A 26,065-nucleotide genomic window follows, 5' to 3' on the forward strand; every position below is an offset into this window, starting at 1 on the left:
CTCCACCACACATGGGCGACACCGGTCCTGAGCACTCCTCGGAGGGCGCTAGGCTAGGAGTGTCCTCACGGCCCCCAAGGGCCGCGGGGTAGGCCATCCCGCGTAGCTCAATCGGCAGAGCAGCCGGCTGTTAACCGGCAGGTTACTGGTTCGAGTCCAGTCGCGGGAGCAGTAGGGACAGGGTCCCTCCCCGGCAGGGGAGGGACCCTGTCGTCGTTCCGAGGGCGGGAGGCGTCGTGGCGTGCCGCCGGGCCGCCACGCGCGGGCGCGGCCCCCGGGTGTCCCGGACCGCGGGTTCCCCGCGTCTCGGCGCCACGCCGCCGGGCCGCCGCACCGGCTCGTTCCCGGGCGTCCCCGCAGGCGCGATCGCACGCGGCATCCCCGTCCGGCTGGGCGGAGAGCCGGCCTGGCTCGACCGCACGCGCGATCGCGCGCGGCACCCCCAACGGCGTGACGGTCACGGGCGTGTGGCCTGGCCACCGCCCCCTTCCCGCTCGCCGGCACGCCTACATCCGAAATATTCCGGAAAAACTCCGTTCCCCTCCTGGAAAACAGCCGGAACTTCTTCTTAGTATGGGTCACCATCCGGTTCCGTCCCGCGACCCACAGCAACCACCCGCCGGAAGTCCACACGCTCCCTCCCCGCCATCGCGTCCCCGGTGGCGTCCTCGCCAGGCGGGACCGATGCCTACCCCCCATCGGTGCGCACCGGCGGCCACGTGTCCGGCGCCCTCCGGCGCGGGGCCGTTCCCGCCGAACGCGCGCCCTCCTCCGGAGGTCTCCATGCACTTCCATCGACATCGCCCCCGGGCGTGGGCGGCCGCCGCCTTCGTGGTCGCCGCGAGCCTGGCCACCACCACCCTCAGCCCGCGGGCCGCGTCCGCCGACGAGCACAACGGCGCCGACTGCGCGGTACCCGGCTCCGTCCCCCCGGTCTCCGAATCCCTGCTTCCCGATCCCTTCACGAAGCTGGACGGCACGCGTGTCTCCAGCAAGGCGGAGTGGGAGTGCCGGCGGGCGGAGATCCACGAACTGGCGGAGCGCTCCGTCTACGGCGAGAAGCCCGCACCGCCGGACAGCGTGACGGGAACGGTCTCCTCGTCCGACATCACGGTGAACGTGACGGACCAGGGACGGAGCACCAGCTTCTCGGCCTCGGTCGACCTGCCGAGCGGCTCCGGCCCCTTCCCGGCCGTCATCGTCTACGGAGGGTTCGGCGCGGACACGGACACCATCAAGGCCGCCGGCGCCGCCGTCATCAGCTACGACCCCTTCACGGTCGGGGCGGAGGGCACGTCCCGAAACAACAAACAGGGCGCGTTCTACGACATCTACGGCTCGTCGAGCGGCACGGGGCTGCTCATGTCCTGGGCCTGGGGCACGAGCCGCATCATCGACGTCATCGAGCAGTCGGGCGGCGGTGTCCTCCGGACGGACGGCACCGGTGTCACGGGATGCTCGCGGTACGGCAAGGGCGCCTTCGTGGCCGGTGCCTTCGACCAGCGCATCGATCTGACCATGCCGGTCGAGTCGGGCACCGGTGGTGTTCCCGCCTTCCGCGGGATCGCGCGGGAGAGCGGCTCCCAGCCACTGGACAGCGCCTACGGAGAGCAGCCGTGGCTGGGCGACGCGTTCGGCTCCTACACGGGCGACCCGAGCGCGCTGCCGGTGGACACGCACGAGATCGTGGGCATGATCGCGCCTCGGGGGCTCTTCGTCATGGAGAACCCCCACGTCGAGTGGCTGGGCGCCCGGTCCGGCAGCGTGGCGGCCCTGGGCGGAGCCGAGGTCTACAAGGCGCTCGGCGCCGAGGAGAACATCAGCTACTCGTCCGACGTCCAGGACGGTACCCACTGCGCCACCAGGTCCGAGTGGCGGGGACCCCTGCGGCAGAGCATCGAGGCGTTCCTGCTGGGCACGGGCGAGGCTCCCGGCGTGTTCAGGATCTCGCCCGGCAAGGCCGGTGACCTGTCCGGGTGGAGGAACTGGCGGACCCCGACCCTGACCGGAGACGGCGGCGAGGAGCCGCCGGGCGACGAGGACCCCCCGGGCGACGAGGACCCGCCCGGTGACGAGGAGCCGCCGGGCGACGGCACGGGAGGCGTCTGTACCGCCGACTACCGGACGGTCAACAGTTGGTCCGGCGGCTTCCAGAGCGAGGTGACGGTCCGCAACGACAGCGCCGGCGCGCTCGACGGCTGGGCCGTCGACATGACCCTGGCCTCCGGGCAGTCCATCAGCAACCTCTGGAACGGCGAGAGCACCGGGACCAGCGGATCCGTCACGGTGAGCAACACCCCGTGGAACGGCACCGTCGCGGCCGATAGCACCGTCACCTTCGGCTTCACCGCCACCGGCGACTCCTCCACCGAGCCCGGCGGCATCACCTGTTCCAGCCCCTGACCGATCCCGTGCACACCCTGACGGTCCCGCCCCGGCTCCGCACCCGCCGGGGCGGGACCCCGTCCGGATCCGCGGGACCTCACGCGGGGCCACGGGGTCACGGGACGCGAAGACCCACGCCCGGGGGAGCGCGGCGGAAAACGCGTCGCGAGCACTCTCCGGGAGGCGCTAGGCTGGTGGGCGTCGCCAGGGCCTCGGGCCTCTCGGCGGAGCACGATCCCGCGTAGCTCAATCGGCAGAGCAGCCGGCTGTTAACCGGCAGGTTACTGGTTCGAGTCCAGTCGCGGGAGCAGTAGGGACAGGGTCTCTTCCCACCAGGGGAGGGGCCCTGTCGTCGTTGTGCCTCCACCGCGATGCGCCGCGGCCGGGTTCGGGCACGTCGAGGCGCTCCGGTGGTCCCGCCCGGACGGGGCGGCCCTCGCCCGCTGCCGGTCCGCATGGCTTCGACGCGGGGAGAGGGAGTGTCGGAGACCTCAGATCCTGCCGATACCGCCGAGGATCAGCCGCCGGTTGCGCTGCGGCATCTGGTAGCAGCCGGGCACGGGCGGTGCCACGGGCAGCGTGCGCCAGCGCTGGACCTCGATCACACCGGGTTCACAGATCCGCCAGCCCCCGAAGAGGGCCTCGATGGCCTGCCGGGAGCGCCAGCGGCCGGATCCGAGACGGTCCAGGAAGACACGCTCCAGTTGTTCGGCCCGCGCCGCGTCCTTCGGGAAGGCGGTCGGGTCGGGGCGGCAGTAGTGGCTGAGGACCATGTGGCTGCCGGGAGCGAGGGCCCGGCGCAGGGTCGCGATGCGCTCGGCCGGGGCGTCGGCGTCGGAGGTGTGGGAGACCGCGCCGGTGAGCAGCAGGCCCACGGGCTCGTCCAGGTCGATGAAGTCACGGATCCCGGGATCGGCCAGGAGCTCGTCGGGCCGGGTGAGGGAGGCGCGCACCGCCGTGGTGGCGCGTCCGCTGCGGAGCAGGGCGCGGTGGTGGGTCAGTACCACCGGGTCGTCGGTGGCGTAGACGACGCGGGTCCGCGGAGCGCTCTCGCGTGCGATCTCGTGCGGGTCGCCGGGCGCTGGCAGGCCCGCGCCGAACTGGACGAACTGTCGGATGCCCAGTTCCGCGCTCAGATGGCGCACGGCGCGCTGGAGGAAGGCCCTCTCGCCCAGGACGAGGTCCTGGAACCCCGGTGCGGCCCGCTCCGCCTTGGCGGCCAGGTCCCGGTCCACCTCGAAGTGGTCCTTGCCCTTGAGGTGGAAGGAGTGCAGACGAGCCACACTGGGCTGCGCCAGGTCGAGGAGGGGTGGTGGATTGGCCCTGACGTGTTTGCCCCCCGCCTGCCTGAGGAAATCGGGGGAGGAGAATCGAGGCATCGCCTTCCTCTTGTCTGAGGTGGGGAAGTCTGGTCGACCTCTGGATTGTATTCCGAGTGTGCGGTGTTGTTAACCGAGTCACAGACACAGTTCGCGGAAATCGTCGCTCGGTGTGCCCGGGAAGTGTCGCGCGGTACGTGGAAGGACTCACTTGGGCTGGCTAGGACTTATATGCTTAATGTCCATTATGTGATGAATTGAGAGTCGGCTCCGGTCCCCGCAAGCCCGTGGAGGCGGGCTTCGCGGACGCGGCGGTGTGGCCGGGGAGAACCCCCGGGAAGTGTCGTCTGCCCGTCCTCGGGCGGCCCCGCGCCCTTGCGCGCACGCGTGGAGAAAGGCGCGTACCGTACGTTGGCGGGAAATTCCGTGTTCGCGGCCGCTGCCTGCGGGAATTCCCGTTTCCGCGGCGGAAATACTCCGTCCGGCCGAGGTGTGCCGACCCGGGTCGCGCACCCTCGCTAACCTGGGGGCATGGACCGCCCCTACACCATCCTCAGCTGCGCGGCGTCGGTCGACGGACGCATCGACGACACCGGACCGCGGCGGCTGCGCCTGTCCAACGAGGCCGACTTCGCCGAGATCGACGAACTGCGCGCGGGATGCGACGCGATCCTCGTCGGCGCGGGCACCCTGCGCGCCGACGACCCACGCCTCCTGGTGCGCTCGCCGCTGCTGCGGGAGCGCCGCCGTGCTCGGGGACGCACCGAGAACCTGCTGAAGGTCCTGGTCACCCGCAGCGGGGAGTTCTCCCCCGAGGCCCGCTTCTTCTCCACCGGGGACGCGGGAGCCGTCGTCTACACCGGGGGCACGGGCGTCGGGACCGCCCGGCGCGCACTGGAGGGAAGGCCCGCCGACGACCCGCCCGCCGAGGTGGTGGACGCCGGGGATCCCCCCACCGCCAAGGCGATCCTGGCCGACCTGGCCGGCCGGGGGGTGTCCCGCCTGCTGGTGGAGGGCGGCGGGCACGTCCACACCCTGTTCCTCACCTCGGGGCTGGCCGACGAGCTCCGGCTGGCGGTCGCCCCGTTCTTCGTGGGGGAGGAGGAGGCCCCGCGCTTCGTCCTGCCCGGCGCCTTTCCGTACACCTTCGACGCGCCGATGCGCCTGGTGGAGGCGAGGGCGCTCGGCGACGTGGCCGTCCTGCGCTACCGCCTGGGCGCAGGGGAGGAGGCGTGAGGGCCGGTCCGCCCCCGGCCGGGGGAGAGGCCGACGCGCACTGGCTGCGCCGCACCGTCGAGCTGTCCCGCTCCTGCCCGCCCTCGGACACCGCGTTCTCCGTGGGATGCGTCGTGGTCGCCGACGACGGCACCGTCCTGGGCGAGGGCTACTCGCGCCGTGACGATCCCGGCGACCACGCCGAGGAGGCGGCCCTGCGCGAGGTGGCCGCCGACGACCCCCGGCTGGCCGGCGCCACCCTGTACTCCTCGCTGGAGCCGTGCAGCTCACGCTCCTCACGGCCGCGGTCCTGCAGCGCCCTGGTCCTGGCCACGCCGGTCCCGCGCGTGGTCTTCGCCTGGCGCGAGCCCGCCCTGTTCGTGGACTGCGACGGGGCCGAGCGCCTGCGCGCGGCGGGACGGACCGTGGTGGAGCGCCCCGACCTGGCTTCGGGCGTCCGCGAGGTCAACGCCCACCTGGTGGGGTGACCCCGTTCCCACCAGGTGGGGCGGAATCGGTCAGAGCCGGTTGACGTCCACCACGCGCACCACCGCGTGCCCCTCGGCGTCGGAGGCCTCCAGGTCCACCTCGGCGCTGATGCCCCAGTCGTGGTCGCCCGCCGGGTCGGCGAGGATCTGGCGCACCCGCCACAGCTCCGGCTCCTCCTCGATGAGGAGCATCGCCGGGCTGCGCGCGTCCGGGCCGATCCCGATGGAGTCGTGCTCCTCGAAGTACTCCTCCAGGGCCTCCTCCCAGGCCTCGGCGTCGTCCCACTCCCCGCCGTCCTCCAGCTTGCCCAGTTCGGTGTAGCGGCGAAGGGCGGCCAGCTCCACGCGGCGGAACATCTCGTTGCGCACCAGCACACGGAAGGCCCGCGTGTTCGCGGTCACCGGGCGCACCCTCTCCTCCGGGGGCTCCTCGTCCCCGGAGACCTCCGCCTGGGGGTTGGTCAGCTGCTCCCACTCGTCCAGCAGGCTGGAGTCGACCTGGCGGACCAGCTCTCCCAGCCACTCGATGAGGTCGCGCAGCTCCTCGGTCTTGGCGTCGTCGGGAACCGTCTGGTTGAGCGCCTTGTACGCGCTGGCCAGGTAGCGCAGCACCAGCCCCTCCGAGCGCGCCAGCTCGTAGAAGCCCACGTAGTCGGTGAAGGTCATCGCCCGCTCGTACATGTCGCGGGCCACCGTCTTGGGCCGCAGCGGGTGGTCGCCGACCCACGGGTGGCCGCTCTGGTACACCTCGTAGGCGTGGCTGAGCAGCTCCTCCAGCGGCTTGGGGTAGTCGACCTCCTCCAGCCGCTCCATGCGCTCCTCGTACTCGATCCCGTCCATCTTCATCTGCTGGACGGCCTCGCCGCGGGCCTTGTTGAGCTGTGCGCCCAGGATCTGCCTCGGATCGTCCAGGGTGGACTCCACCACGCTGAGCACGTCCAGCGCGTAGGTGGGCGACTCCTTGTCCAGAAGGTCCAGAGCGGCCAGCGCGAACGTGGACAGCGGCTGGTTGAGCGCGAAGTCGGCCTGTAGGTCCACGGTCAGCCGGGCGGGGCGCCCCTGCTCGTCGGGCTCGGGGAGGGTCTCCACGATCCCGCCGTCCAGCAGCGACCGGTAGATGGCGATCGCCTCGTGGATGTGGCGGCGCTGCGTCCTGCGGTCGTCGTGGTTCTCCCTGAGCAGGTGCTTCATCGCGGTGAAGCAGTTCCCGGGCCGGGCGATCACGCTCAGCAGCATGGCGTTGCTCACCCGGAAACGGGAGGTCAGCGGCTCCGGCTCGGCCTCGATCAGCTTGTTGAAGGTCGCCTCGTCCCAGGAGACGAACCCCTCGGGGGCCTTCTTGCGCACCACCTTGCGCCGCTTCTTGGCGTCGTCACCGACCTTGGCCAGCGCCTTCTGGTTCTCGACGACGTGTTCGGGAGCCTGGGCCACCACGCTGCCCACGGTGTCGAACCCGGGCCGTCCGGCCCGTCCGGCGATCTGGTGGAACTCGCGGGCGCGCAGGCGGCGCACCCGTGTCCCGTCGTACTTGCTCAGGGCCGTGAACAGCACGGTGCGGATGGGCACGTTCACGCCCACCCCCAGGGTGTCGGTGCCGCAGATGACCTTGAGCAGCCCGGCCTGGGCCAGCCGTTCGACCAGGCGCCGGTACTTGGGCAGCATGCCCGCGTGGTGCACACCGATGCCGTGCCGCACGTACCGGGACAGGTTGCGGCCGAACTTGGTGGTGAAGCGGAAGCTGCCGATCTCCGCCGCGATCGCCGCCTTCTCCTCCTTGGTGCACATGTTGATGCTGGTCAGCGACTGCGCGCGCTCCACGGCCTGGGCCTGGGTGAAGTGCACGATGTACACGGGCGCGCTGCCGCTGGCCAGCTCCTCCTCCAGCGTCTCGTGCAGCGGTGTGACCCGGTAGTCGTAGTAGAGGGGAACGGGGCGCTCGGCGGAGGCGACCACGGCGGTGGAACGCCCGGTGCGCTTCTCCAGGTCCTCCTCGAAGCGGCTCACGTCGCCCAGGGTCGCCGACATCAGCAGGAACTGCGCCTGCGGCATCTCCAGCAGGGGCACCTGCCAGGCCCACCCGCGGTCCGGTTCGGCGTAGAAGTGGAACTCGTCCATGACGACGGTGTTGATGTCGGCGTCCGCGCCCTCGGCCAGCGCGATCTGGGCCAGGACCTCCGCCGTGCAGCACACGATGGGAGCGTCGGCGTTGACGCTGGCGTCCCCGGTCATCATGCCGACGTTCTCGGTACCGAAGATCTTGCACAGGTCGAAGAACTTCTCCGACACCAGCGCCTTGATGGGCGCGGTGTAGAACGCGCACTCGTCGCGGGCCAGGGCGGCGAACAGCGCGCCCGTGGCCACCATGCTCTTGCCCGATCCGGTCGGGGTGTTGAGGATGACGTTGGACCCGGAGACGACCTCGATGAGCGCCTCCTCCTGGTGCGGATAGAGGGTGAGGCCCCGCTCCTCGGCCCACAAAGCGAACGCCTCGAAGAGGGAGTCGGGTTCTGGTTCGGCCGGAAGTACATCGATGAGACTCACGGTCTCTATACTGCCTGCTTCCCGAGGCCCCCCGGGACAGTGCCGTGTGCCCGTTCACGGAGCCCGGTCCGGTCGCCCGGGGCCGGTCCCGCAGGCCCCGGAACCCGTCCGGCCGCCTCGGAGACGACGACGGGCACGCCCCGAACGAGGCGTGCCCGCGCACACGGTCCGGCCCCCGCCCCGAGCGAGGCGCGCGGGCCCGGGCGGGTGCTACACCAGGCCGAGCTGCTTGACGGTGTCGCGCTCCTCGACGAGCTCCTTGACGGAGGCGTCGATGCGGGAGCGGGAGAAGCCGTCGATCTCCAGGCCCTGGACGATCTCCCAGCGGCCCCCGCGCGAGACGACGGGGAAGGAGGAGATGAGGCCCTCGGGTACGCCGTAGGAACCGTCGGAGGGAATGGCGGCGGAGGTCCAGTCGCCCTCGGGGGTGCCGTTGACCCAGTCGTGGACGTGGTCGATGGCGGCGTTGGCGGCGGAGGCGGCGGAGGAGGCGCCACGGGCCTCGATGATCGCGGCGCCGCGCTTGGCGACGGTCGGGATGAAGTCGTTCTCCAGCCAGGACTGGTCGCCCACGGTCTTGGCGGCGCTGGTGCCGTTGACCTCGGTGTTGAACAGGTCCGGGTACTGGGTGGCGGAGTGGTTGCCCCAGATCGTGAGCTTCTTGATGTCGTTGATCGACACGCCGAGCTTCTTGGCGAGCTGGGTGAGCGCGCGGTTGTGGTCCAGGCGGGTCATCGCGGTGAAGCGCTCGGCCGGGACGTCGGGGGCGTGGCTCTGGGCGATGAGGGCGTTGGTGTTGGCGGGGTTGCCGACCACCAGGACGCGGATGTCGTCGGCGGCGCCGGCGTTGATCGCCTCGCCCTGGGGCTTGAAGATGCCGCCGTTGGCCTCGAGCAGGTCACCGCGCTCCATGCCCTTGCCGCGCGGGCGGGCGCCGACCAGCAGGGCGACGTTGGCTCCCTGGAAGGCCTGGGCCGCGTCGTCGAAGATGTCGATGCCCCGGAGCAGCGGGAAGGCGCAGTCGTCCAACTCCATCGCGGTGCCCTCGGCGGCCTTGACCGCCTGCGGGATCTCCAGCAGGCGCAGCTTCACCGGGGTGTCGGCGCCGAGCAGCTGCCCGGAGGCGATCCGGAACAGCAGCGCGTAGCCGATCTGGCCGGCGGCGCCTGTGACGGTGATGTTGACGGGTGCTTTGGACATGCGTGAACTCTCCTGAACGACGTTGTGCGACCCGCGATGTTACCAACGGGTTCGACGCGGCGTCGGTACCGGGCGCTGGGGTCGTCCAGGTGCGCGCCGCGCACCTCACCACCCTAGACCTCGCGTCCTCGCGGAGCGTGAACCAGGTGCGCGGTAGGGGATCCGCGTGCCCCTCGCCGGGGGTCGCGGGTTCCGTGCGGTAACGGATTTACGGCGCGGAAACGGAGGACGCACCCTGTTAGGATGACGTTCGCCGATGACGGCGGGCCGGTAGCTCAGTTGGTTAGAGCAGGGGACTCATAATCCCTGGGTCGCGGGTTCGAGTCCTGCCCGGCCTACCCCTTCCGAACATGACAAAAGCGCCGCCGACCTGCGGATACGGGCCAGCGGCGCTTTCTTCGCTATCGGGGTGTGTGCGGCCGGATACGGTCCCGTCCGGACGGCCGCGGGGAATACGCGCCGAAGTCCGGGGCCCAGAACTCGGCGCCCTCGTCCGCGGTCCCGCACCGTGATTCGCGTTCGCCCTCGTCAAGGCGGCGGGCTTGAATACGAAGTAGGACATCAAGGCTGTGTTCCGCCCATTCCGCCACTTGTGGTGGACAAAACCCTGGTTCGGTCATGTGGGTACGGCGGAGCCGCGCGCCGGAGAACTCACGGCCCTCCTGCCGCGCCGCGCCGGTGAGGTGGCTGGACATCGGCCCGCCGTCGGAATAGATCCAGAGGACGCGCGCCCTCGGAGAGGCTCCCGGTCTCTCCCGGGGCCTGGAGCGTGCGTGTCGGCCGACGGAGGCGGGTGAGTACCGAAGTGGTTCGGGGAAGGGCGTACGGGCATGGGCCCCGGCGCCTCGTGCGCAGGACCAACGAGCGGCACCAGTGGGAGAAGAACCGCGCCCGGGCGGGCCGGGAGGAGCGCGGGGCGACCGGCGCCACGGAACACGACACCGGGCTCACCGTGGACGACCTCGTGTTCCACGCCGAGTACCACGACGTGAGGGCCGACGAGGAGCTGGCCCGAGCCCTTCGCGTGCGCGTGGGGACCAGGCTGGTGGAACGCCTCTACCGGACGCGCTACCGGGAGGAGGCCGCGCCCCTCAACATGACGCGCTCCTACCTGGTGCACGCGATGGTGGCCTCCAACCCGGACCTGCTCGACGCGGCCAGGGAGCCGTGGCCCGGCGGTACCCAGAGCCAGCTGTGTACCGTGGGCGTCGAGGTCGACCGGGTCGAGGAGCGGGTCACCGCGCGGCCGCCCACCGCCGAGGAGGCACGGGAGCTCGCGCTGCCGCCCGGTACCGCCGTGATGGTGCTCCGGAAGGCCTGCGTCGACACGGACGGCCGCGTCGTGGACTGGTCGGAGGTCATCCTTCCGGGCGACCGGACCGAGGCCGTCTTCACGACTCGTCTGGAACGGTGGTGACCATGGCCGGTCTCGTCTCCGTCGTCACGGCGGTGCACGCCCCGGGCGCCGGATTCCTACCCGAGGCGTACAGGTCGCTGTCCGGGCAGGTCCTCCCCGACGGCTGGGACTGGCAGTGGGTCGTACAGGAGGACGGGGAGACCGACGCCGTCGGGTCCCGCGTGCCGGACGACCCGCGCGTCAGCTTCGGGCAGGGCCGGGCGGGCCGCGCCGGAACGGCGCGCACGATGGCGCTCTCCCGGACGGAGGGCGAGTTCGTCCGGGTCCTGGACGCCGACGACCAGTTGACGCCGGGCGCGCTGGCCCGGGACATCGGGGCCCTGACGCGGACGCCCGGGGTCTGCTGGACCACCTCGCGGGCCCTGGACCTCATGCCCGACGGGTCCACCACCGGGTTCGAGGGGGACCCGCCGGAGGGCCCGATCGAGCGGGGCGCCGTCCTGGACTCCTGGAAGGCGAACGGCTTCCTGCCGCCCGTCCACCCGGCCACCCTGTGCGTACGCCGGGACCTGCTCCTGGCCCTGGGCGGGTGGATGGCGCTGCCGGCGTCCGAGGACACCGGGCTCCTCCTCGCCCTCAACGCCGTGAGCCGCGGCTGGTTCACGGCGCGGACCGGACTCCTCTACCGCAAGTGGCCCGGGCAGGCCACCGCCGCCGCCCCGCACGCCGACGAGCGGGAGCGGAGCGCTCGTACGGCCGTCGTGGAGGCACGGGCGCGGGCGCTCGCGGAGACGGGCTGGTGTTTCGAGCCCTCCTGAGCGCGTGCGGTCGGGGAGGCGGCCGGGCCGGTGCGCTCAGGCGCGGGCGGCGAGTGGCCAGGAGCCGTCCACGACCGCCTCGGGGTCCTTGCGCCGCAGGTAGGCCTGGAGACCGGCGGCCTGTTCGGCCTTCCAGGTGACCTGTGCGGTGTGCAGCTCGTCGATGCCCATGTCCGCCAGCTCGGGGTGGGTCGCGGCGAGCTTCCAGGCCAGTCGGGCGGCGGCCAGCGCGTCGGCGGCGGCCCCGTGCGCCTGGTCGGCGTCCAGGCGCACGCCGTGGTGGGCGCACACGTCGACCAGCTTGCGCGAGCCGCGCCGGAAGGTGTCGACCCGCTTGTCCAGCACGAGGGGGTCCAGGACGCGCAGCATCTCGTCGAAGCGGGCCCCGGACTGGTGGCGCTGGAGCTCCGCCGCGAGCAGTCCCAGGTCGTAGGGGGCGTTGTAGACCACCACCGGCAGGCCGTCCACGGCCGCCTTCTCCAGGGCGGCGCCGATCTCGGGCACCGCCTCGGACGCGGGCCGGCCGTGCTCGCGTGCGTGGTCGGTGGTGATGTGGTGGATGTCGGTGGCCTCCTGGGGGATGTCGATGCCCGGGTCGATGAGCCAGGTGGTGACTTCCTTGGTGCGGTGGACGGGGTCGATGCGCCACAGGGCGGCGGTGACGATCCGGTCGTGGTCCAGGTCCAGGCCGGTGGACTCGACGTCGAACGCGGCCATGGGACGGGTGTGCCAGGTCATGCGGGCCCTTCTGGGGTCGGGGGTTCGACGGGAGAAGCTCGGCGCTTCCTCTGATGATGCGGCTTCGGGAACCGGATTCCGTGGAACGGGCGGGCGCGGCCGCGCACTTTTGGAATCCGGGTTCGGGACGGGGCCGGACTCGGGGGGTGCTCGCTTCTCGCCGGTTCGGAACGCGTGCGGTGAGGACGGGCGGACAGGGGGGAGGGATCGGAGACGGAAGTGCTCCGGCCATTGTGCTTCGTCCCGGTGACTTTCGGTCCCGGCCGTGGCGACGGACACGGTCCGGGACGGCCGCCCACGCCGGTCGGTCCGGGGACCCGCCCTCGGGCACGAATCCGGCTTCCGCCCGGCCCGCCCCCTCACCTGCTCTGCGCCTTCGCGCACCGGGAACGGTGCGCGACGCGGTCCTGGAACCTCCCCGCCGCACGGAGCCCGCTCGTTTACACTGACGGCCGGCCAGAGGGGCGTGGTGTGCCACGTCTCGGCAACCACCGCGTGCCCGGCGTCGTCCGACAGATCGGTGGACGGGTGTACTCCGGGGAGGCGAGTGTTGGGATCGGACGGAACATCGCGGCGGCGTGGGCGCCGCCGCCGCGGGAACCCGGCCTACTACCTGCTGCGCGGTACGGCGGCGGCTGTCGCGGCGGTGCTCCTCGCGACGGTCGTCACCATCACGGTCTCCCACGGACTCGGGACCGAGCCCCCGAAGCAGGCCGAGCAGACGAACCCCCAGGCGCCCGGGACCCCCTTCGGCGCCCTCGTCGACCGGATCGGCGTATCCCGGGACGGCTCCAGCGCCAACGTCGACCTCGACGGCTCCGGCAACAGCCTGTCCGCGCAGACCCTGGCCTCGGCCGGGTGGATCCCCGGCCGCGAGGTCGTCCTCCTCGGCGCACCCCTGGAACTGCCCGACTACGCACCCGGGCGCCCCGACCACCTGGTCTCCGACGGCCAGGCCGTCCGGCTCGGCGCCGACCGCTACCGTTCGCTCACCTTCCTGGCCACCGCCACCCGCACCGGCGGAACCGAGACCGGGGACACCGGGGCCGGTGGGATCGACACCGGCGGCGCCGGGGCCGAGGTCCACGGCACCGGCCGGGTGGTCTACACCGACGGGAGGGAACAGGAGTTCGTCCTGTCCGTCCCCGACTGGATCACCGGGCCCGCGAGCGAGGCCGCGCTCACCCTGCCCTACGCCAACTCCGCCTCCGGCCCCGACCCGGGGCTCGGCGCGGTGCGCCTGTACGCGCGTGACGTCCCGGTCGATCCCGCACGCGAGATCTCCCACGTGGTGCTGCCGGAGACCGGGGAGGGCGAGGGCCGCATCCACCTGTTCTCCGTGGGCGGGCGCGAGGTGGGCCCCGAGTGGACCGGTACCTGGGCCCGGGCCACCTCCGGCTACATGGAGGTCGGCCCCTGGGAGGACCAGACCCTGCGGCTGTCGGTACGCACCACCACCGGCGGCGCCAACGTACGGATCCGTCTGGACAACACCTTCGCCGACGCCCCCGTCACCGTGGGAGCGGCCTCACTGGCCCCGCGCGACACCGGCGCGGCCGTCAGGGGCTCCGCGGTCCCGCTCACCTTCGGCGGGCGCTCCGCGACCGTCATACCGGCCGGGGGACAGGTGTTCAGCGATCCCGCCGGGATCTCCGTGCCGCCGCAGACCAACGTCCTGGTCAGCGTCTACCTGCCCGAGCGGGTGGCCACCGCGCCGGTGCACTACGCCTCGGTGGACACCAACTACACCAGCGCGCCCGGCAGCGGCGACCACACCCTGGACACCACCGGGGAGCCGTTCACCGGCCGGATCGACCAGTGGCCCTTCCTCACCGGCGTGGAGGTGCTCGACGGGCCGGGAGCGATCGTGGCGCTCGGCGACTCCATCACCGACGGCGTCCGCTCCACCCGCGACGCCTACTCCCGCTGGCCCGACGTGCTCAGCGCCCGCCTGGCCGCGCGGCCCGGGCTGCCCGACCCCGGCGTGCTCAACCTCGGGGTGTCCGGGAACCACGTGGTCAGGGACGACTACCCGGGCGAGGGGGTGGCCACCATCCCCAGGGGCGTCGCGATGACCCGCCGGGTCCACCGGGACGTGCTCGTCCAGAACGGCGTGGACACCGTCGTCGTCTTCGCCGGCATCAACGACCTGCGCCTGGGCACCTCTCCCGAGGCGGTGATCAGCGGGATCGGACACATCGCACGGCTGGCCCACGAGTACGACCTGCGGGTGTTCGTGGCCACGCTCGGCCCGTGCGGGGGCGATCCGCGCTGTACGGCGGAGGTCGAGCAGGCCCGCCAGCAGGTCAACACCTACCTGCGCTCCCAGATCAACGACCCGATGTCGCCCTTCGACGGGGTGTGGGACTTCGACGCCGTCCTGCGCGACCCGCAGGACCCCGCCCGTATGCGGCCCGCCTACGACTCGGGGGACCACCTCCACCCCGGCGACGCCGGCCTGCGCGCGCTGGCCGAGTCCATCGACCTGTACCAGCTCGTCGGGAGCTAGCCTCCACGGTCAGCGCGGGTGCCCCAGGTGGTGGTGGAGCACGAGGTCCACGTAGACGGCGCCGAGGTCGTCCAGGCTCAGCCCGGCCTCGGGCTCGTACCAGTGCAGCAGGGAGTCGAAGGTCGCCAGCACCTCGTCGGCGGCCCGTCCGGGCTCGTCCACCCCGAAGGCGCCCGCGACCAGGCCGTCCACGATGATCCCGCGGACGTGCTCGCGGTAGGTGCGGGTCAGCGAGCCGACCTCGCGGTGGCGGTCCGGATGGACGGCCCGCAGCACCGGCAGTATCTCGTGTGCCAGCGAGGTCGCCGCACGGTGCTTCCAACCGATCTCCACGTGCCGTCTGACCAGGGACGACATGCGCTCGGCCGCGGGCAGGCCGGGCTGGTCCGCGGCCAGTTGCCCGTCGACCCGCTCCCGGGTGGAGCGCAGTACGACGGCGTAGGCCAGGTCGAACCACGTGGGGAAGGCGCGTCTGAGCGAGGCGGCGTCGGTCCCGGTCTCGGCCGAGACGCGGCGGATCAGCGCGGACGTGGCCAGACCCCGGGAGCCGTGTTCGGCGAACAGGCGCGCGGCGCAGTCCAGGACGGAGGCCGTCGTGCGGAGCGCGTGAGGGGAGGTGCCGGCCGTCATGCGGTGGTGTCTCATCGGTTGGGGTACGCCTTCGAGGGGGGAGCGAGGGCGTGTGGTCCTCACCCAGCGGGTCGTTGTCTTCGGGAGTCCGTGCCATCGCGGAAGGACGCGGAGCGGCGGAGTCCGACGCGTCGCGTACCGCGCGGCTCCGGCGGCCGTGCGACGTGGACGCGGGGACCGGGGACCGTCCTCGGCGCCGTCCACGGGGAACGCCGGCCCGCGTCAGACCGGGTCGGGGGCCGGTTCGCCCCGCGCGCGGCCCGTGGTCAGCGACACCAGGTCCTCGACCCGCTCCGTGGCGAGCGCGTCCACGCCGATCCCCATCAGGCGTGCCATCTCCGGGAAGTCGTTCACCGTCCAGGCCGTGACGCGGCGACCGGAACGGTGTATCTCCTCGACCAACTCCCGGGTCAGCAGCGTGTGGTGCGCACCGAGGAAGTTCGGGCGCAGGGAGCGGGTCACGTCCTCGGGAGGCAGCCCCGGCTGGTCCCAGGCCAGCATCAGCCGGGCGTCGGGGCTGCGGGCACGCAGCGCGCCGAGGGCCTCGGTGGAGCCGGTGAAGAGCACCTGGTCGCCGAACCCGCGCCCGCGCAGCAGGGTGTCCGCCGCGAGCGCGGTCTCCGGCGCGCCGGCGTCCACGAGCAGGGGAGGGGGACCACCGCCCTCGAACTCGGCCAGGACCTCCATGAGGGTGGGCACGCGCCGTTCCACGTCCTCGCGTGCGGCGGCCAGTTCGGCCAGGCTCAGCTCGCCCACGGGCCGGGGCGGGGAACCAGGGGCGGCCACTGTTCGTTCGTCGATCAGTACGAGGTACCCGTCGGCGGTCAGGTGGACGTCGATCTTGACCAGGTCCGCCCCGGCACGTGAGGCTGAACGCAGGGCCGGAAGGGTGTTTCCCGGAAAGCGTGCGGTGTCTCCGCGTAGTGCGATGGACAGCGTCATGGTGCCAAGAGTGGCAAAGACTTCCGCTCCACGTGGTGTAAACAGGAAAAACGTCCACCGGGACGGCCCGGAGGGCCGGGTCGGCTCCCGCTCGGGGCGGCGGTGCGCACACGCGGCGCACACGACTGCGAGCGGACTCACGTCGCACGGGCACCGACGCGGTGCGGTGAACTGGGAAACTTTGTCACACGGCGTCGTGACCGCACGGCGTTCCCATGGCCGTCCCTGAGTGTGAGGCGAATGATGATTCCGGACCAGCGACGAGAGCACATCCTCAAGCTCCTCCAGGAGCGCCACGTGCTGAGCATCAACGAGCTCACGTCGATGCTGTCCGTGTCCCACATGACGGTCCGGCGCGACATCCAGGCGCTGGAGAACGACGGCAAGGTCCTGTCGGTCACCGGCGGTGTGCGGCTGGCGGCACGGCTCAAGAGCGAACCCTCCTACCTGGCCAAGGCCCAACTGGAGGTACCCGCCAAGCGGGCCATCGCCCGGGCCGCCGCCGACCTGGTCCGGGAGAACTTCACCATCTACCTGGACGCGGGCACGACCACGCTGCAGATGGTCCCGCTGCTGACCGACAAGGTCGGCCTGACCGTCATCACCAGCGACTTCAACGTCGTCGGCCACCTGATGGAGTACCCGGGGATCGAGCTGATCCACACCGGTGGCGTGGTCTCGCACTCCGACCACTCCTCGGTCGGCCGCTTCACCGCCGACTTCCTGCGCCAGGTGAACGTGGACCTGGCCTTCATCGCCAGCAGCTCCTGGGACGCCGAACGGGGGTCGACCACCCCCTCGGAGGCCAAGGTGGTCGCCAAGCAGGCGCTGCTGCGGATCGCCTCCAAGAGCGTGCTCACCGTCGACAGCACCAAGTACGGCAAGTTCGGCACCTTCAGGGTGGCCAGCCTGGAGGAGTTCGACCTGATCATCACCGACGACCGGCTGCCGCGCTCCGCCGTGGACGACCTGGCCGAGCGCGACGTCCGCCTGAATCTGGTCGAGGTGGAGTAGGGGTTCTCGGCGGGGGTGGTGGGGTGCGGTGCGTACACACCCGCACCACCTCGGTGGAGGGCCCGCGGCGCGGTACCCCGGTGGTGCGGGTTCCTCTGGATCCGGTGCGTCCTCGCACCCTCAGCTCTCGTCGGCGTCGATCTCGGCGCGGGCGAACAGGGCCAGCTCGGTGCCGTCCGGGTCGTAGAAGAGCAGTGTGGAGCCCTCCACGCCGTGCATCACCGGGGAGTGCTCCACGTCCATCTCCGCGAAGCGTTCCTCCCAGGCCTCCAGTTCGCCCAGGTTGGCGACACCCATGGTGAGGCGGTCCAGACCGCAGTGTCTGCGGTCGAACCTGCCCTTGAAGTTGTCTCGGTGCTGGATGAGCGCCAGCAGCAGTCCCGAGGTCGGATGTTGACACTCGGTGCGCCGTGTGCCCTCGTGGTCGCGCTTGCCCAGGACCTGGAAGCCCAGGACCGTGCGATAGAAGCGCACACTCTCGTCGCGGTCGCGGACCGAGAGAGTGACGCGGGCGAGCCCGTTGAGCTGTGGCACGGGCACCTCTTTGCGGCGGGGGCCGATGGTGGCCAGTAGGTCGAGCACGATCATCGAGCCTAGGTCGGAGTCGGAATGATGGGCGACTCTTTAACGCGGGTTTAACGCCCGATGTTCCCGGGATCACCCTGTTCATGCAGGGTGTTTCGCTCAGTCTTCCGGAGCGGGCTCCGCCGCGGTTCCCGTCCTCGCCGCGGAGGAGGGCGCCATGCCCTCCGCGGGGCCGTACCAACGGGTGCGCATGGCCAGCGTGGTCACCGCGAAGGAGACCAGCCCGCCCAGGGTGGCCAGCGCGAACGCGCCCTGGTGGCCGTGGGCGTCGGCGAGGGCGCCCGAGGCCGTCGACCCCAGTGCCTGGCCCAGGATCAGGCAGCTCAGGATGACGGCCATCGACTGGGACAGGCGGCTGGCGGGTGCGGCCCGCTCGATCAGCCCGAACAGGCTCACGATATGCGGGCCGATCGCCGCGCCCAGCACGAAGACGGCCGCCGCCAGGCCGGCCGCGCCGTGGTCCAGGTACAGCGGCAGTGTGAGCAGGAACAGCGCGCCCGCCGCGATCCGGGTGCGCACCGTGAGGGCGAACCCCACGGGCAGGGAGGCCATCATCAGCCCCGCGGCGGCGCTGCTGGCACCCATCACCGCGTACATCAGCCCGGACAGGTCGCCGTGTCCGGAGTCGGCGGCGAACGCGGTCACACCGGTGGACATGCCGCCGAAGAACAGGCCCTGGCAGAACATGGGAACGGCCAGGACCAGCAGCGCGGGCGTGGCGATGCGGCCCTCGGCGCCGGGTGCGGGAGGGGACCCGGGCGGCGCGGTGGGGTGCAGGGCGAACACGGACCCGAAGAGGCCGATGAGCACCGCCGCGCCCAGCACGCTCGCCGACGGTGAGAGGGCGACGGTGAGCAGGCCCACCAGCGCGGGGCCGAGGACGAACGCGGCCTCGTCCAGCACCCCCTCGACCGACATGGCCGCCGACAGCGACCGCTCCCGCTGCACGCCCCGGTACCCGCCCCGACGGATCAGCACCACCCAGCGCGTGCGGGCCATGGGCCCGATCTGGGGCATGCACATGCCCGCCACGGCGGCCAGCACGGCCAGGACGGGAGCGGCGGCTCCGGCCAGGACGGCGCCGACGAGCACGGTGATCAGTACGGCGTCCACGAGCGCGGTGGCCAGTACGGGGACCCGCTGCCCGTGCCGGTCGGCGAAGCGGGCGATGACGGGGCCGCCCACGGTCTCGCCGAGGGCGAAGGCGCCGGTCACCGCACCGGCCGCGGCCACGCTGCCGGTCGTGGTGGTGACCAGGGTGAGCAGCCCGATCAGGGACATGGAGATGGGCAGGCGGGCCAGGAAGGTGGTCAGGAGCAGCGGCCATCCGGCGATGTCGTGCATGCGCCGCAGGGTCTGCAGTGGTGACATCCGTCCTCGTCCTGTGGTGGTGCCCGCGCCCCTCGGACTCCGGCACGGCGGTACGGCGCGGTTCATCACGGAAGGACCAGAATTCATCCCATGATATGGCTGATTCCCAGTGGTGGCCCCGGTTCCCGCGCGCCTCCCACTCCCCACCTGGGAGGCGCGGACCGGAAGGGGCCCTGACGGAGGCGGAGGGTCCGGGCGGCCGGCGGAGCGCCACCCCGACTTTCGGCAGTGCCGCTCCCACCGGTGGAGTGTGTAGGTTCACCGGCATGGATCTGTCCGAACCGCGCGCGTTCGTCCAGCGCGCACTGCGTCCGCTGGCGGGTTGGCCCACCAGGGGCGCCGTCCTGCGCGACGTGCTGTTCGGGGCCGCGATCACCGCCCTGTGCCTGGTGGAGTTCCTCTTCCGGTGGACCTCCGGGAGCCTGCCCACCGCCGAGGCGGCGGCCACCGCGGCGGCCGCCGTCGCACTGACCGTCCTGGCCGTCGTGCTCGGCCGCCTCTACCCGCTGCTCTCCCTGGTCGTGGCCCTGCTCGGTTCGTTCTGGGTGTACGGATTCGGTGTCCTGGTGATCTGCGTGTCCTACCTGGTCGGGCGCCGTATGCCCGACGTGTGGTCCGCGGTGGTCCTCTTCGTGTCCGGCACAGTGCTGTGGCTGGCGGTCGCGTCCCTGACGGGGCCCGGTGACGTGGTGGTGTGGACCACCACCGTGAGCACCATGGTGTTCAGCGTCGTGCTCCCCTGGCTGGTGGGCGTCTACCGGCGCCAGCACGTCGCCCTGGCCACCGCGGGCTGGGAACACGCCAGGCAGCTCCAGCGCGAGCACCGGCTCACCGTCGACCAGGCCCGGTTGCGCGAGCGCTCCCGCATCGCCCAGGACATGCACGACTCCCTGGGCCACGAGCTCAGTCTCATCGCCCTGCGCGCCGGAGCTCTGGAGGTCACCCCCGACCTGGAGGAGGAGCACCGCCGCTCGGCCGCCGAACTGCGCGCCACCGCCGTCACCGCCACCCAGCACCTGCGGGAGATCATCGGTGTGCTGCGCACCGACGCCGAACCCGTTCCCATGTCCCCGGCGGACGAGGGCGTCGCCGCCCTGGTCGGCCGTGTCCGCGACTCCGGGATGCGGGTCGCCCTGGTACGCGAGGGCGACACCTCCGGCCTGCTGCCGATGGTCGACCGGGCGGTCCACCGGGTCGTCCAGGAGTCGCTCACCAACGCCGCCAAGTACGCGCCCGGCTCCGACGTGACCGTGTGGCTCACCGCGAACGGGGAGCGGCTGGAGGTCCGGGTGACCAACTCCATGCCCCGGGGACGGCTCCCGGAGACGGAGGGAGGCGGCAGGCGGGGGCTCATCGGCCTGCGCGAGCGCGTCCGCCTGACGGGGGGCTCCTTCGCCGCCGGACCGGACGGCGACGGCGGCTGGGAGGTCTGCGCGGCCATGCCGCTGGACGGCACCGTCGAGGCGGAGACCTCGACGGAGGACGGCGCCGAGATCGACCAGCTCCAGTCGGCCGCCCACCGCAGGGCGCGCGGCTGGTCGCTGGCCCTGGTGCTGACACCGGTCACAGCGGCCGTGATGATCGTCCTCGCCCTGGGCTGGACCGGTGTCAGGAGCCTGGAGGAGACCGCGCTGACCCCGGAGGAGTTCGCCTCCCTGGAGGTCGGGGACAGCCAGGCCGAGGTGGAGGAGGCGCTTCCGGCGGCCTCGATGTACGTGGACGCCCGGATGCTGGAGGAGGACGCCGTCCCCAAGGGCGCGTCCTGTAGCTACTACCGCAGTGACGCCGCGTTCTTCGCGTCCGAGGAGGTCGTCTACCAGGTGTGCTTCGCCGAGGGGCGCCTGCTGACCAAGGGCGAGGCGCCGCTACGTTGACCACGACCCCCCGAACCGGACACCAGAGGAGAGAACAGACGTGATCAGGGTGCTCATCGCCGACGACGAGGCGATGATCCGCGCCGGTGTGCGGGCGATCATGCGCAGCGATCCGGAGATCGAGGTGGTGGCCGAGGCCGCGGACGGGCGCGAGGCCGTCGAACTGGTGCTCTCCCACCGCCCCGACGTGGCGCTTCTGGACATCCGGATGCCCCGGATGGACGGGCTCGCCGCCACCGTCGAGATCCGCAGGGTCGCGCCCGCCACCGCCGTGGTAGTCCTCACCACCTTCGGCGAGGACAGCTACATCTCCCAGGCTCTCGGCGGCGGCGCCAGCGGCTTCCTGCTCAAGGCCGGGGACCCGCGCGAGCTGATCAGCGGGGTGCACGCCGTCGCCGACGGCGGCGCCTACCTGTCCCCGCAGGTGGCACGCCAGGTGATCGCCCGGTTCGGCGGGGCCCGGGCCTCCCGGGAGGCGGCCGCGGCGGCCCGGATCGAGGAGCTCACCCAGCGCGAGCGCGAGGTGCTGTCCCTGGTGGGCGCGGGGCTGTCCAACGCCGACATCGCCGAACGGCTGTTCCTGGTGGAGGGCACCGTCAAGAGCTACGTCAGCGCCATCCTCAACCGTCTGGAGATGCGCAACAGGGTGCAGGCGGCCATCCTCGCCTACGAGGCCGGACTCGTGGACACCTCCCGCGGCTGAGCCCGAAGCGACCGGGTGGGAAGGAAGGGGGTATGAGCTCTCACAGCCCCGGTGGCGCGCCACCGCCGAACCAGCGGATCGCGGTACGGCTGGAGGCCGCCTGGCGCGGGCTCGCCGGAAACACCCCCGAGGCGGTGGCGGTCGGCGCCGAACTCCTGGGGCGCTGGAACGAGCCGCACCGCCGGTACCACACGCTCACCCACCTGGAGGCCACGCTGCGCGCGGTCGACCTCCTCCGGGACGAGGCCCGCGACGCCGACCGCGTCCGCTACGCGGTCTGGTTCCACGACGCCGTCTACGAGGGGGTCCCCGGACGCGACGAGGAGGAGAGCGCGGAACTGGCCGAGCGGCTGCTGTCCCTGATGGGGGCCGAGCCCGCGTTCGTCCGCGAGGTCGCGCGCCTGGTCGGGGTGACCGCGACGCACCGGCCCGGGAGGTGGGACGCCGACGGCGCGGTGCTCTGTGACGCCGACCTGTCCGTGCTGGCCGCTCCGGCCGACGAGTACCTGGCCTACACGACGGCGATCCGCGCCGAGTACCGCCACGTCTCCGACGAGGAGTTCCGCGCGGGCCGCACCGGGGTGCTGCGGTCGCTGCTGGAGGCCCCGCACCTGTTCCACACCCCGTTCGGGCGTGCGCGCTGGGAGGCGCGGGCGCGGGTGAACATGCTCGCCGAGCTCGACCGGCTGGACGCGCGGCCCCCGGAGGAGCTGCCCCCGCCCTGAACCGGCCCCGCTCCGCGCGGCGTGTCCGACGCCTTCCTCCGGCCGGTCCGCGGGGTCAGGCGCGGTCGCGCGCCCGCGGGGCCTTGGGCCGCCGCAGTCCCGAAGCGCGCAGGCGGGTGACCAGCTCGCGGCTGCCGACGTGCTCGGCGCCCAGTTCCAGGGCGCGGGCGTGCAGGTGTTCGGGGACGTCGTAGTGGTCGCGGTCGAACGCGCGCGGGTCCACGCCGAGCGCGCTGGCGAAGGTGTGCAGCTCCTCGTGGGAGCGGTCGCTGACCAGGTGGGCGAACAGCCAGCCGCGCGGCCCGGGCCAGAGAGGGGTGTCGATGAGAACGCTCACCACAGAACTCTAGGCGAGCGGTGGACGCGCGTGGGCGGACGGCCGGTCAGGGGCGTCCCGACACGGGCGCGGTCACGGCGCGCCAGGGCACCGGGCTGGACATGACCATGGTGCTGGAGGGCCGGCCGTGTTCGGCGAGCCTGTCGATGACCTCCTCGAAGTGCTCCATGGAGCGGACCGCGATGAGCAGTACGCAGCAGTCGTCCCCGGTCACCCGGTGGACCTGGAGGATCTCCGGAAGCTCCAGCGAGGAGCGCTCGCGCAGCAGGCAGTGCGCTCCGAAGCACTCCATGCGCACCAGCGCGGTCACCGGCAGTCCGGCGGCGGCCGGGTCCACGTGCGCGTGGTAGCCGGTGATCACCCCGCGGTCGGTGAGACGGCGTACACGGTCGGCCACGGCGGGCGCCGACAGGTTCACCCGTCGTGACAGCTCGTTGTAGGACAGCCGCCCGTCCTGTTGGAGCTCGGAGAGGATGCGCTGGTCAACGCTGTCCAACGGGGTTGCCAACCGTGAGGCCATGCTTTGTGCTCCCAAAGTCGAGGGGCGCTATCTCTTACGAATGCTAAACCAATGCCCGGATTGCGTGTCCGGTGGCCATTCCTTTCCGGGGTGCCGTTGTCCGATGATGTGACCTCACGCCACGGCGCCGCGTGCGGGGGGCTCCCTCCCCGCGGCGCCCTGGCCGCACCACCGTTCACGCGAGTCCGACAAGGGGTTTTTCCATGCTCTCCACCACCGCCCAGCAGTGCCCGTACGCCGCGGAGGCCGGTGCGGCCGATGCGGTCGAGGCGGCTGGGGCGCGGCGGGACGGAGCCGATCAGGGCGGATCCGAGCAGGACGGGCCGAACCTGTCCTTCGACCGGAACACCCCCTATGTCGACTACACCGGTATCGACACCCTGCTGGGCCTCCAGAAGCCGCGCACCGACGAGCCCGCCGAGTCCGCGTTCATCATCGCCACCCAGGTCATGGAGCTGCTGTTCGCCCTCGTGCAGGAGCGCTGGGAGGCCGCGCGCGACGCGCTGGAGGCCGACGACGTGCCCGGCGCCCTGGCCTGGCTGCGCCGTGCGTGCAAGGCCCAGGACGTGCTCAACGACTCCTGGGGCCTGCTCGCCGACATGACGCCCACCGAGTTCAACCGCTTCCGCGACTCCTTCGGCGAGGCCTCGGGCTTCCAGTCCTACGGCTACCGCAAGCTGGAGTTCCTGCTCGGCAACAAGTCCGCCGCCATGATCCGCCCGCACAAGGCCATGAGCGGGGTCGTCGACCAGCTCACGGGTCTGCTGGAGCGTCCCAGCCTCTACGACGCGGCGCTGCGCCTGCTGCACCGCCGCGGCCTGTCGGTCCCCGACGACCGGGCCGAGCGCGACTGGACCCGGCCCTACGAGCCCAGCGCCGGGGTCGAGGAGGCGTGGAAGGCCGTCTACGCCGACGACCGGCCCGGAAACGACCTGTTCCTGCTGGCCGAGGCGCTGCTCGACGTCGCCGAGCGGGTGACCGGGTGGCGGCACCGCCACCTCGTCGCCGTCAAGCGCACGATGGGCGGCAAGACCGGCAGCGGCGGCTCCAACGGCCTGACCTGGCTGGCCCGCAACGCCGAGCAGGACGTCTTCCCCGAGCTGTGGTCCCTCCGCAGTACCGTCTGACGCGTCCTGTCCGCCTCTGACCCGCCCTCTCCGGGCGCAGCACCGCCTGCCCCCGCTCCCGTCCCCCGCCCGTACCGCTCCGAGGAAGCAGGACCCCATGATCCCCACCACCCGTGAGGAATGCGTCGCGCTCGACGAGGCCGACCCCCTCGCCGCGTTCCGGGAGGAGTTCGTCCTCCCCGAGGGTGTGATCTACCTGGACGGCAACTCGCTGGGCGCGCTGCCGCGCTCCACCCCCGGCCGGGTCGCCGACATGATCGAACGCGAGTGGGGGCGCGACCTCATCCGCAGTTGGAACGACGCCGGGTGGTGGGACAAGCCGCGCACCCTGGGCGCCAAGGTCGCACCGCTGGTCGGGGCCGGGCCCGACGAGGTGGTCGTCGGAGACGGCGCCTCGGCGAACCTGTTCAAGACGCTGGTCGCGGCGCTGCGCATGTCCGACCGCTCGGTCGTGCTGGGCGAGGAGGGCAACTTCCCCACCGACCTGTACGTCACCGAGGGCGCGGCCGCCCTCGCGGGAGCCACCCAGCGGCGCGTGGACCCCGACGGTCCCGGGCTGGCCGGGGCGCTGGCCGCGGGGGACGTCGCGGTCCTGCTGCTCAGCCACGTGGACTACCGCAGCGGCATCCTGCGCGACATGCCGGGCATCACCCGCCTGGCCCACGAGCACGGCGCCCTGGTGATCTGGGACCTGTGCCACAGCGTGGGCGCGGTCCCCGTCGACCTGTCCGGCAGCGGCGCGGACTTCGCGGTGGGGTGCACCTACAAGTACCTCAACGCCGGTCCGGGCGCCCCCGCGTTCCTGTATGCCGCCCGACGCCACCACAGCGTGGCCGACCAGCCGCTCAGCGGTTGGCACGGGCACGCGCGCCCGTTCGACTTCAGCACCGGCTACGAGCCCGCGCAGGGCGTGTCCCGGTTCCTGAGCGGCTCGCAGCCGCTGGTGGCCGACGCCGCCCTGGAGGCGAGCCTGGACGTGTGGGCCGAGGCGGACCTGGACCTGGTGCGTGCCAAGAGCCTGGCGATGACCGACCTGTTCCTGGACCGCGCCGCCAGGGTGGGGATCTCCTCGATCACGCCGTCGGAGCACGAGCGGCGCGGTAGCCAGGTCGCCCTGGTGCAGCCGGAGGAGGGCGCCGGGTACCCGATCGTGCAGGCGCTCATCGAGCGCGGTGTGATCGGCGACTTCCGGGCTCCCGACGTCATGCGGTTCGGGTTCACCCCGCTGTACCTGCGCTATGTGGACGTGTGGGACGCCGCGACGGCCCTGGTGGAGGTCGTGGAGACCGGGGAGTGGCGCCAGGAGCGCTTCTCCCGGCGCGCACAGGTGACCTGACGGCCGTTGACCGCCACCGAGTGCTTGGATGGCGTGGTTTTTGCCACCTTTGTCCATCTTTGATCCGTGTCGCCCCGGGAGTCCCCGGTCCACCGGTGCACATGTGGCCCCGATCCGCCCCGATCCGCCGCGCACGGACGGGCGCCGGCGTATGACGAGAGCCACGCGCGGACCCGCCCGTCGTCCTCGGGCGGGTCCGTAAACCCCTCCTGGAGAGGGGTTTTTCGCCTTTCCGGCCCCTTGTACGTCCCTATTCATAACGTATTGCGGCAGACACGCAAAGTCATTTTACCCGCAAGGTCGCACGCTTTACTCAAAGGGTGGGTTAGGG

At 72.0% G+C, this 26,065-nt stretch carries 22 protein-coding genes and 3 tRNA genes; 15 read left to right on the forward strand and 10 right to left on the reverse strand.

All coding sequences use genetic code 11. The features are described from left to right. Positions 1-96 precede the first annotated feature (96 nt). From NOSIN_RS03835 to NOSIN_RS03845, 3 genes are all read left to right on the forward strand, one after another. A tRNA-Asn gene (locus NOSIN_RS03835) sits at positions 97-169 on the forward strand. Positions 170-783: 614 nt separating this feature from the next. Continuing rightward, positions 784-2,403: a glucuronyl esterase domain-containing protein gene (locus NOSIN_RS03840; RefSeq protein ID WP_077689411.1), complete on the forward strand. Its 1,620-nt coding sequence runs from the start codon at positions 784-786 to the stop codon at positions 2,401-2,403. Between the two features lie 217 nt (positions 2,404-2,620). Further along, positions 2,621-2,693: transfer RNA gene (locus NOSIN_RS03845), tRNA-Asn, on the forward strand. Positions 2,694-2,876: 183 nt separating this feature from the next. On the opposite strand, the gene NOSIN_RS03850 is transcribed toward NOSIN_RS03845, so the two are convergent. Next, complete coding sequence (locus tag NOSIN_RS03850; RefSeq protein ID WP_077689412.1) at positions 2,877-3,764, reverse strand: SAM-dependent methyltransferase; 888 nt, start codon at positions 3,762-3,764, stop codon at positions 2,877-2,879. Positions 3,765-4,235: 471 nt separating this feature from the next. On the opposite strand from NOSIN_RS03850, the gene NOSIN_RS03855 reads away from it, so the two are divergent. Both NOSIN_RS03855 and NOSIN_RS03860 read left to right on the forward strand, forming a co-directional pair. Continuing rightward, positions 4,236-4,940 (forward strand): RibD family protein, encoded by a 705-nt coding sequence (locus NOSIN_RS03855; RefSeq protein ID WP_077689413.1) that lies wholly within the window; start codon positions 4,236-4,238, stop codon positions 4,938-4,940. Beyond that, entirely contained in the window at positions 4,937-5,407 is a 471-nt protein-coding gene (locus NOSIN_RS03860; RefSeq protein ID WP_077689414.1) for a deaminase, read from the forward strand. Before NOSIN_RS03855 ends, NOSIN_RS03860 begins: the two co-directional genes overlap by 4 nt. A gap of 30 nt (positions 5,408-5,437) precedes the next feature. Here NOSIN_RS03860 and NOSIN_RS03865 read toward each other — a convergent pair whose 3' ends face one another. Together NOSIN_RS03865 and NOSIN_RS03870 are read right to left on the reverse strand one after the other, a co-directional pair. Next, the gene (locus NOSIN_RS03865; RefSeq protein WP_077689415.1) at positions 5,438-7,948 is read right to left on the reverse strand and encodes a DEAD/DEAH box helicase; all 2,511 of its coding nucleotides are present in this window, start codon (positions 7,946-7,948) and stop codon (positions 5,438-5,440) included. Between the two features lie 210 nt (positions 7,949-8,158). Then, a complete protein-coding gene (locus tag NOSIN_RS03870; protein WP_077689416.1) occupies positions 8,159-9,148 on the reverse strand; it encodes a malate dehydrogenase in 990 nt (329 codons plus the stop codon). Positions 9,149-9,412: 264 nt separating this feature from the next. Here NOSIN_RS03870 and NOSIN_RS03875 point away from each other — a divergent pair. The 3 genes from NOSIN_RS03875 to NOSIN_RS03885 all read left to right on the forward strand — a co-directional run bounded on the left by NOSIN_RS03875 (position 9,413) and on the right by NOSIN_RS03885 (position 11,323). Next, positions 9,413-9,486, forward strand: a tRNA-Ile gene (locus NOSIN_RS03875). Between the two features lie 455 nt (positions 9,487-9,941). Further along, positions 9,942-10,565 carry a UTRA domain-containing protein gene (locus NOSIN_RS03880; protein ID WP_236743290.1) on the forward strand — a complete coding sequence of 208 codons (624 nt, stop codon included), beginning with the start codon at positions 9,942-9,944 and terminating at the stop codon, positions 10,563-10,565. A gap of 2 nt (positions 10,566-10,567) precedes the next feature. Continuing rightward, positions 10,568-11,323: a glycosyltransferase family 2 protein gene (locus NOSIN_RS03885; RefSeq protein WP_077693388.1), complete on the forward strand. Its 756-nt coding sequence runs from the start codon at positions 10,568-10,570 to the stop codon at positions 11,321-11,323. 36 nt (positions 11,324-11,359) lie between these two features. Here the strand turns inward: NOSIN_RS03885 and NOSIN_RS03890 are convergent, their stop codons facing one another. After that, on the reverse strand, positions 11,360-12,061 hold the full coding sequence (locus NOSIN_RS03890) for an exonuclease domain-containing protein (protein ID WP_077689418.1): 702 nt from the start codon (positions 12,059-12,061) through the stop codon (positions 11,360-11,362). A 550-nt stretch (positions 12,062-12,611) separates the two neighbouring features. Here NOSIN_RS03890 and NOSIN_RS03895 point away from each other — a divergent pair. Beyond that, on the forward strand, positions 12,612-14,570 hold the full coding sequence (locus NOSIN_RS03895; protein ID WP_077689419.1) for a GDSL-type esterase/lipase family protein: 1,959 nt from the start codon (positions 12,612-12,614) through the stop codon (positions 14,568-14,570). A 9-nt stretch (positions 14,571-14,579) separates the two neighbouring features. Here NOSIN_RS03895 and NOSIN_RS03900 read toward each other — a convergent pair whose 3' ends face one another. Then, positions 14,580-15,200, reverse strand: a complete 621-nt coding sequence (locus NOSIN_RS03900) for a TetR/AcrR family transcriptional regulator (protein WP_077689420.1) — start codon at positions 15,198-15,200, stop codon at positions 14,580-14,582. Between the two features lie 222 nt (positions 15,201-15,422). Continuing rightward, positions 15,423-16,142, reverse strand: coding sequence for a glycerophosphodiester phosphodiesterase (locus NOSIN_RS03905; protein ID WP_077689421.1), 720 nt, complete (start codon positions 16,140-16,142; stop codon positions 15,423-15,425). 243 nt (positions 16,143-16,385) lie between these two features. Between NOSIN_RS03905 and NOSIN_RS03910 the strand changes: the two genes are divergently transcribed. Then, entirely contained in the window at positions 16,386-17,156 is a 771-nt protein-coding gene (locus NOSIN_RS03910) for a DeoR/GlpR family DNA-binding transcription regulator (RefSeq protein ID WP_077693389.1), read from the forward strand. A gap of 120 nt (positions 17,157-17,276) precedes the next feature. Here NOSIN_RS03910 and NOSIN_RS03915 read toward each other — a convergent pair whose 3' ends face one another. Both NOSIN_RS03915 and NOSIN_RS03920 read right to left on the reverse strand, forming a co-directional pair. Beyond that, entirely contained in the window at positions 17,277-17,744 is a 468-nt protein-coding gene (locus tag NOSIN_RS03915; RefSeq protein WP_077689422.1) for a VOC family protein, read from the reverse strand. A 96-nt stretch (positions 17,745-17,840) separates the two neighbouring features. After that, positions 17,841-19,112, reverse strand: a complete 1,272-nt coding sequence (locus tag NOSIN_RS03920) for an MFS transporter (protein ID WP_077689423.1) — start codon at positions 19,110-19,112, stop codon at positions 17,841-17,843. A 266-nt stretch (positions 19,113-19,378) separates the two neighbouring features. Here NOSIN_RS03920 and NOSIN_RS27965 point away from each other — a divergent pair, with 266 nt between their 5' ends. From NOSIN_RS27965 to NOSIN_RS03935, 3 genes are read left to right on the forward strand one after another with little or no spacing between them, the layout of a single operon-like run. Continuing rightward, a complete protein-coding gene (locus NOSIN_RS27965) occupies positions 19,379-20,986 on the forward strand; it encodes a sensor histidine kinase (protein WP_077689424.1) in 1,608 nt (535 codons plus the stop codon). Positions 20,987-21,026: 40 nt separating this feature from the next. After that, on the forward strand, positions 21,027-21,689 hold the full coding sequence (locus tag NOSIN_RS03930; RefSeq protein WP_077689425.1) for a response regulator transcription factor: 663 nt from the start codon (positions 21,027-21,029) through the stop codon (positions 21,687-21,689). A gap of 32 nt (positions 21,690-21,721) precedes the next feature. Beyond that, positions 21,722-22,414 carry an HD domain-containing protein gene (locus NOSIN_RS03935; RefSeq protein WP_077689426.1) on the forward strand — a complete coding sequence of 231 codons (693 nt, stop codon included), beginning with the start codon at positions 21,722-21,724 and terminating at the stop codon, positions 22,412-22,414. A 55-nt stretch (positions 22,415-22,469) separates the two neighbouring features. Here NOSIN_RS03935 and NOSIN_RS03940 read toward each other — a convergent pair whose 3' ends face one another. Both NOSIN_RS03940 and NOSIN_RS03945 read right to left on the reverse strand, forming a co-directional pair. After that, positions 22,470-22,751, reverse strand: coding sequence for a DUF4031 domain-containing protein (locus tag NOSIN_RS03940; protein WP_077693390.1), 282 nt, complete (start codon positions 22,749-22,751; stop codon positions 22,470-22,472). Positions 22,752-22,797: 46 nt separating this feature from the next. Further along, positions 22,798-23,271, reverse strand: coding sequence for an Lrp/AsnC family transcriptional regulator (locus tag NOSIN_RS03945; RefSeq protein ID WP_077689427.1), 474 nt, complete (start codon positions 23,269-23,271; stop codon positions 22,798-22,800). Positions 23,272-23,474: 203 nt separating this feature from the next. On the opposite strand from NOSIN_RS03945, the gene NOSIN_RS03950 reads away from it, so the two are divergent. Together NOSIN_RS03950 and kynU are read left to right on the forward strand one after the other, a co-directional pair. Next, the gene (locus NOSIN_RS03950; RefSeq protein WP_077689428.1) at positions 23,475-24,398 is read left to right on the forward strand and encodes a tryptophan 2,3-dioxygenase; all 924 of its coding nucleotides are present in this window, start codon (positions 23,475-23,477) and stop codon (positions 24,396-24,398) included. 97 nt (positions 24,399-24,495) lie between these two features. Then, a complete protein-coding gene (gene kynU / locus NOSIN_RS03955) occupies positions 24,496-25,734 on the forward strand; it encodes a kynureninase (protein WP_077689429.1) in 1,239 nt (412 codons plus the stop codon). Positions 25,735-26,065: the final 331 nt, after the last annotated feature.

Origin of the sequence: Nocardiopsis sinuspersici (assembly GCF_001998325.1) — a bacterium.
Lineage (GTDB): Bacteria > Actinomycetota > Actinomycetes > Streptosporangiales > Streptosporangiaceae > Nocardiopsis > Nocardiopsis sinuspersici.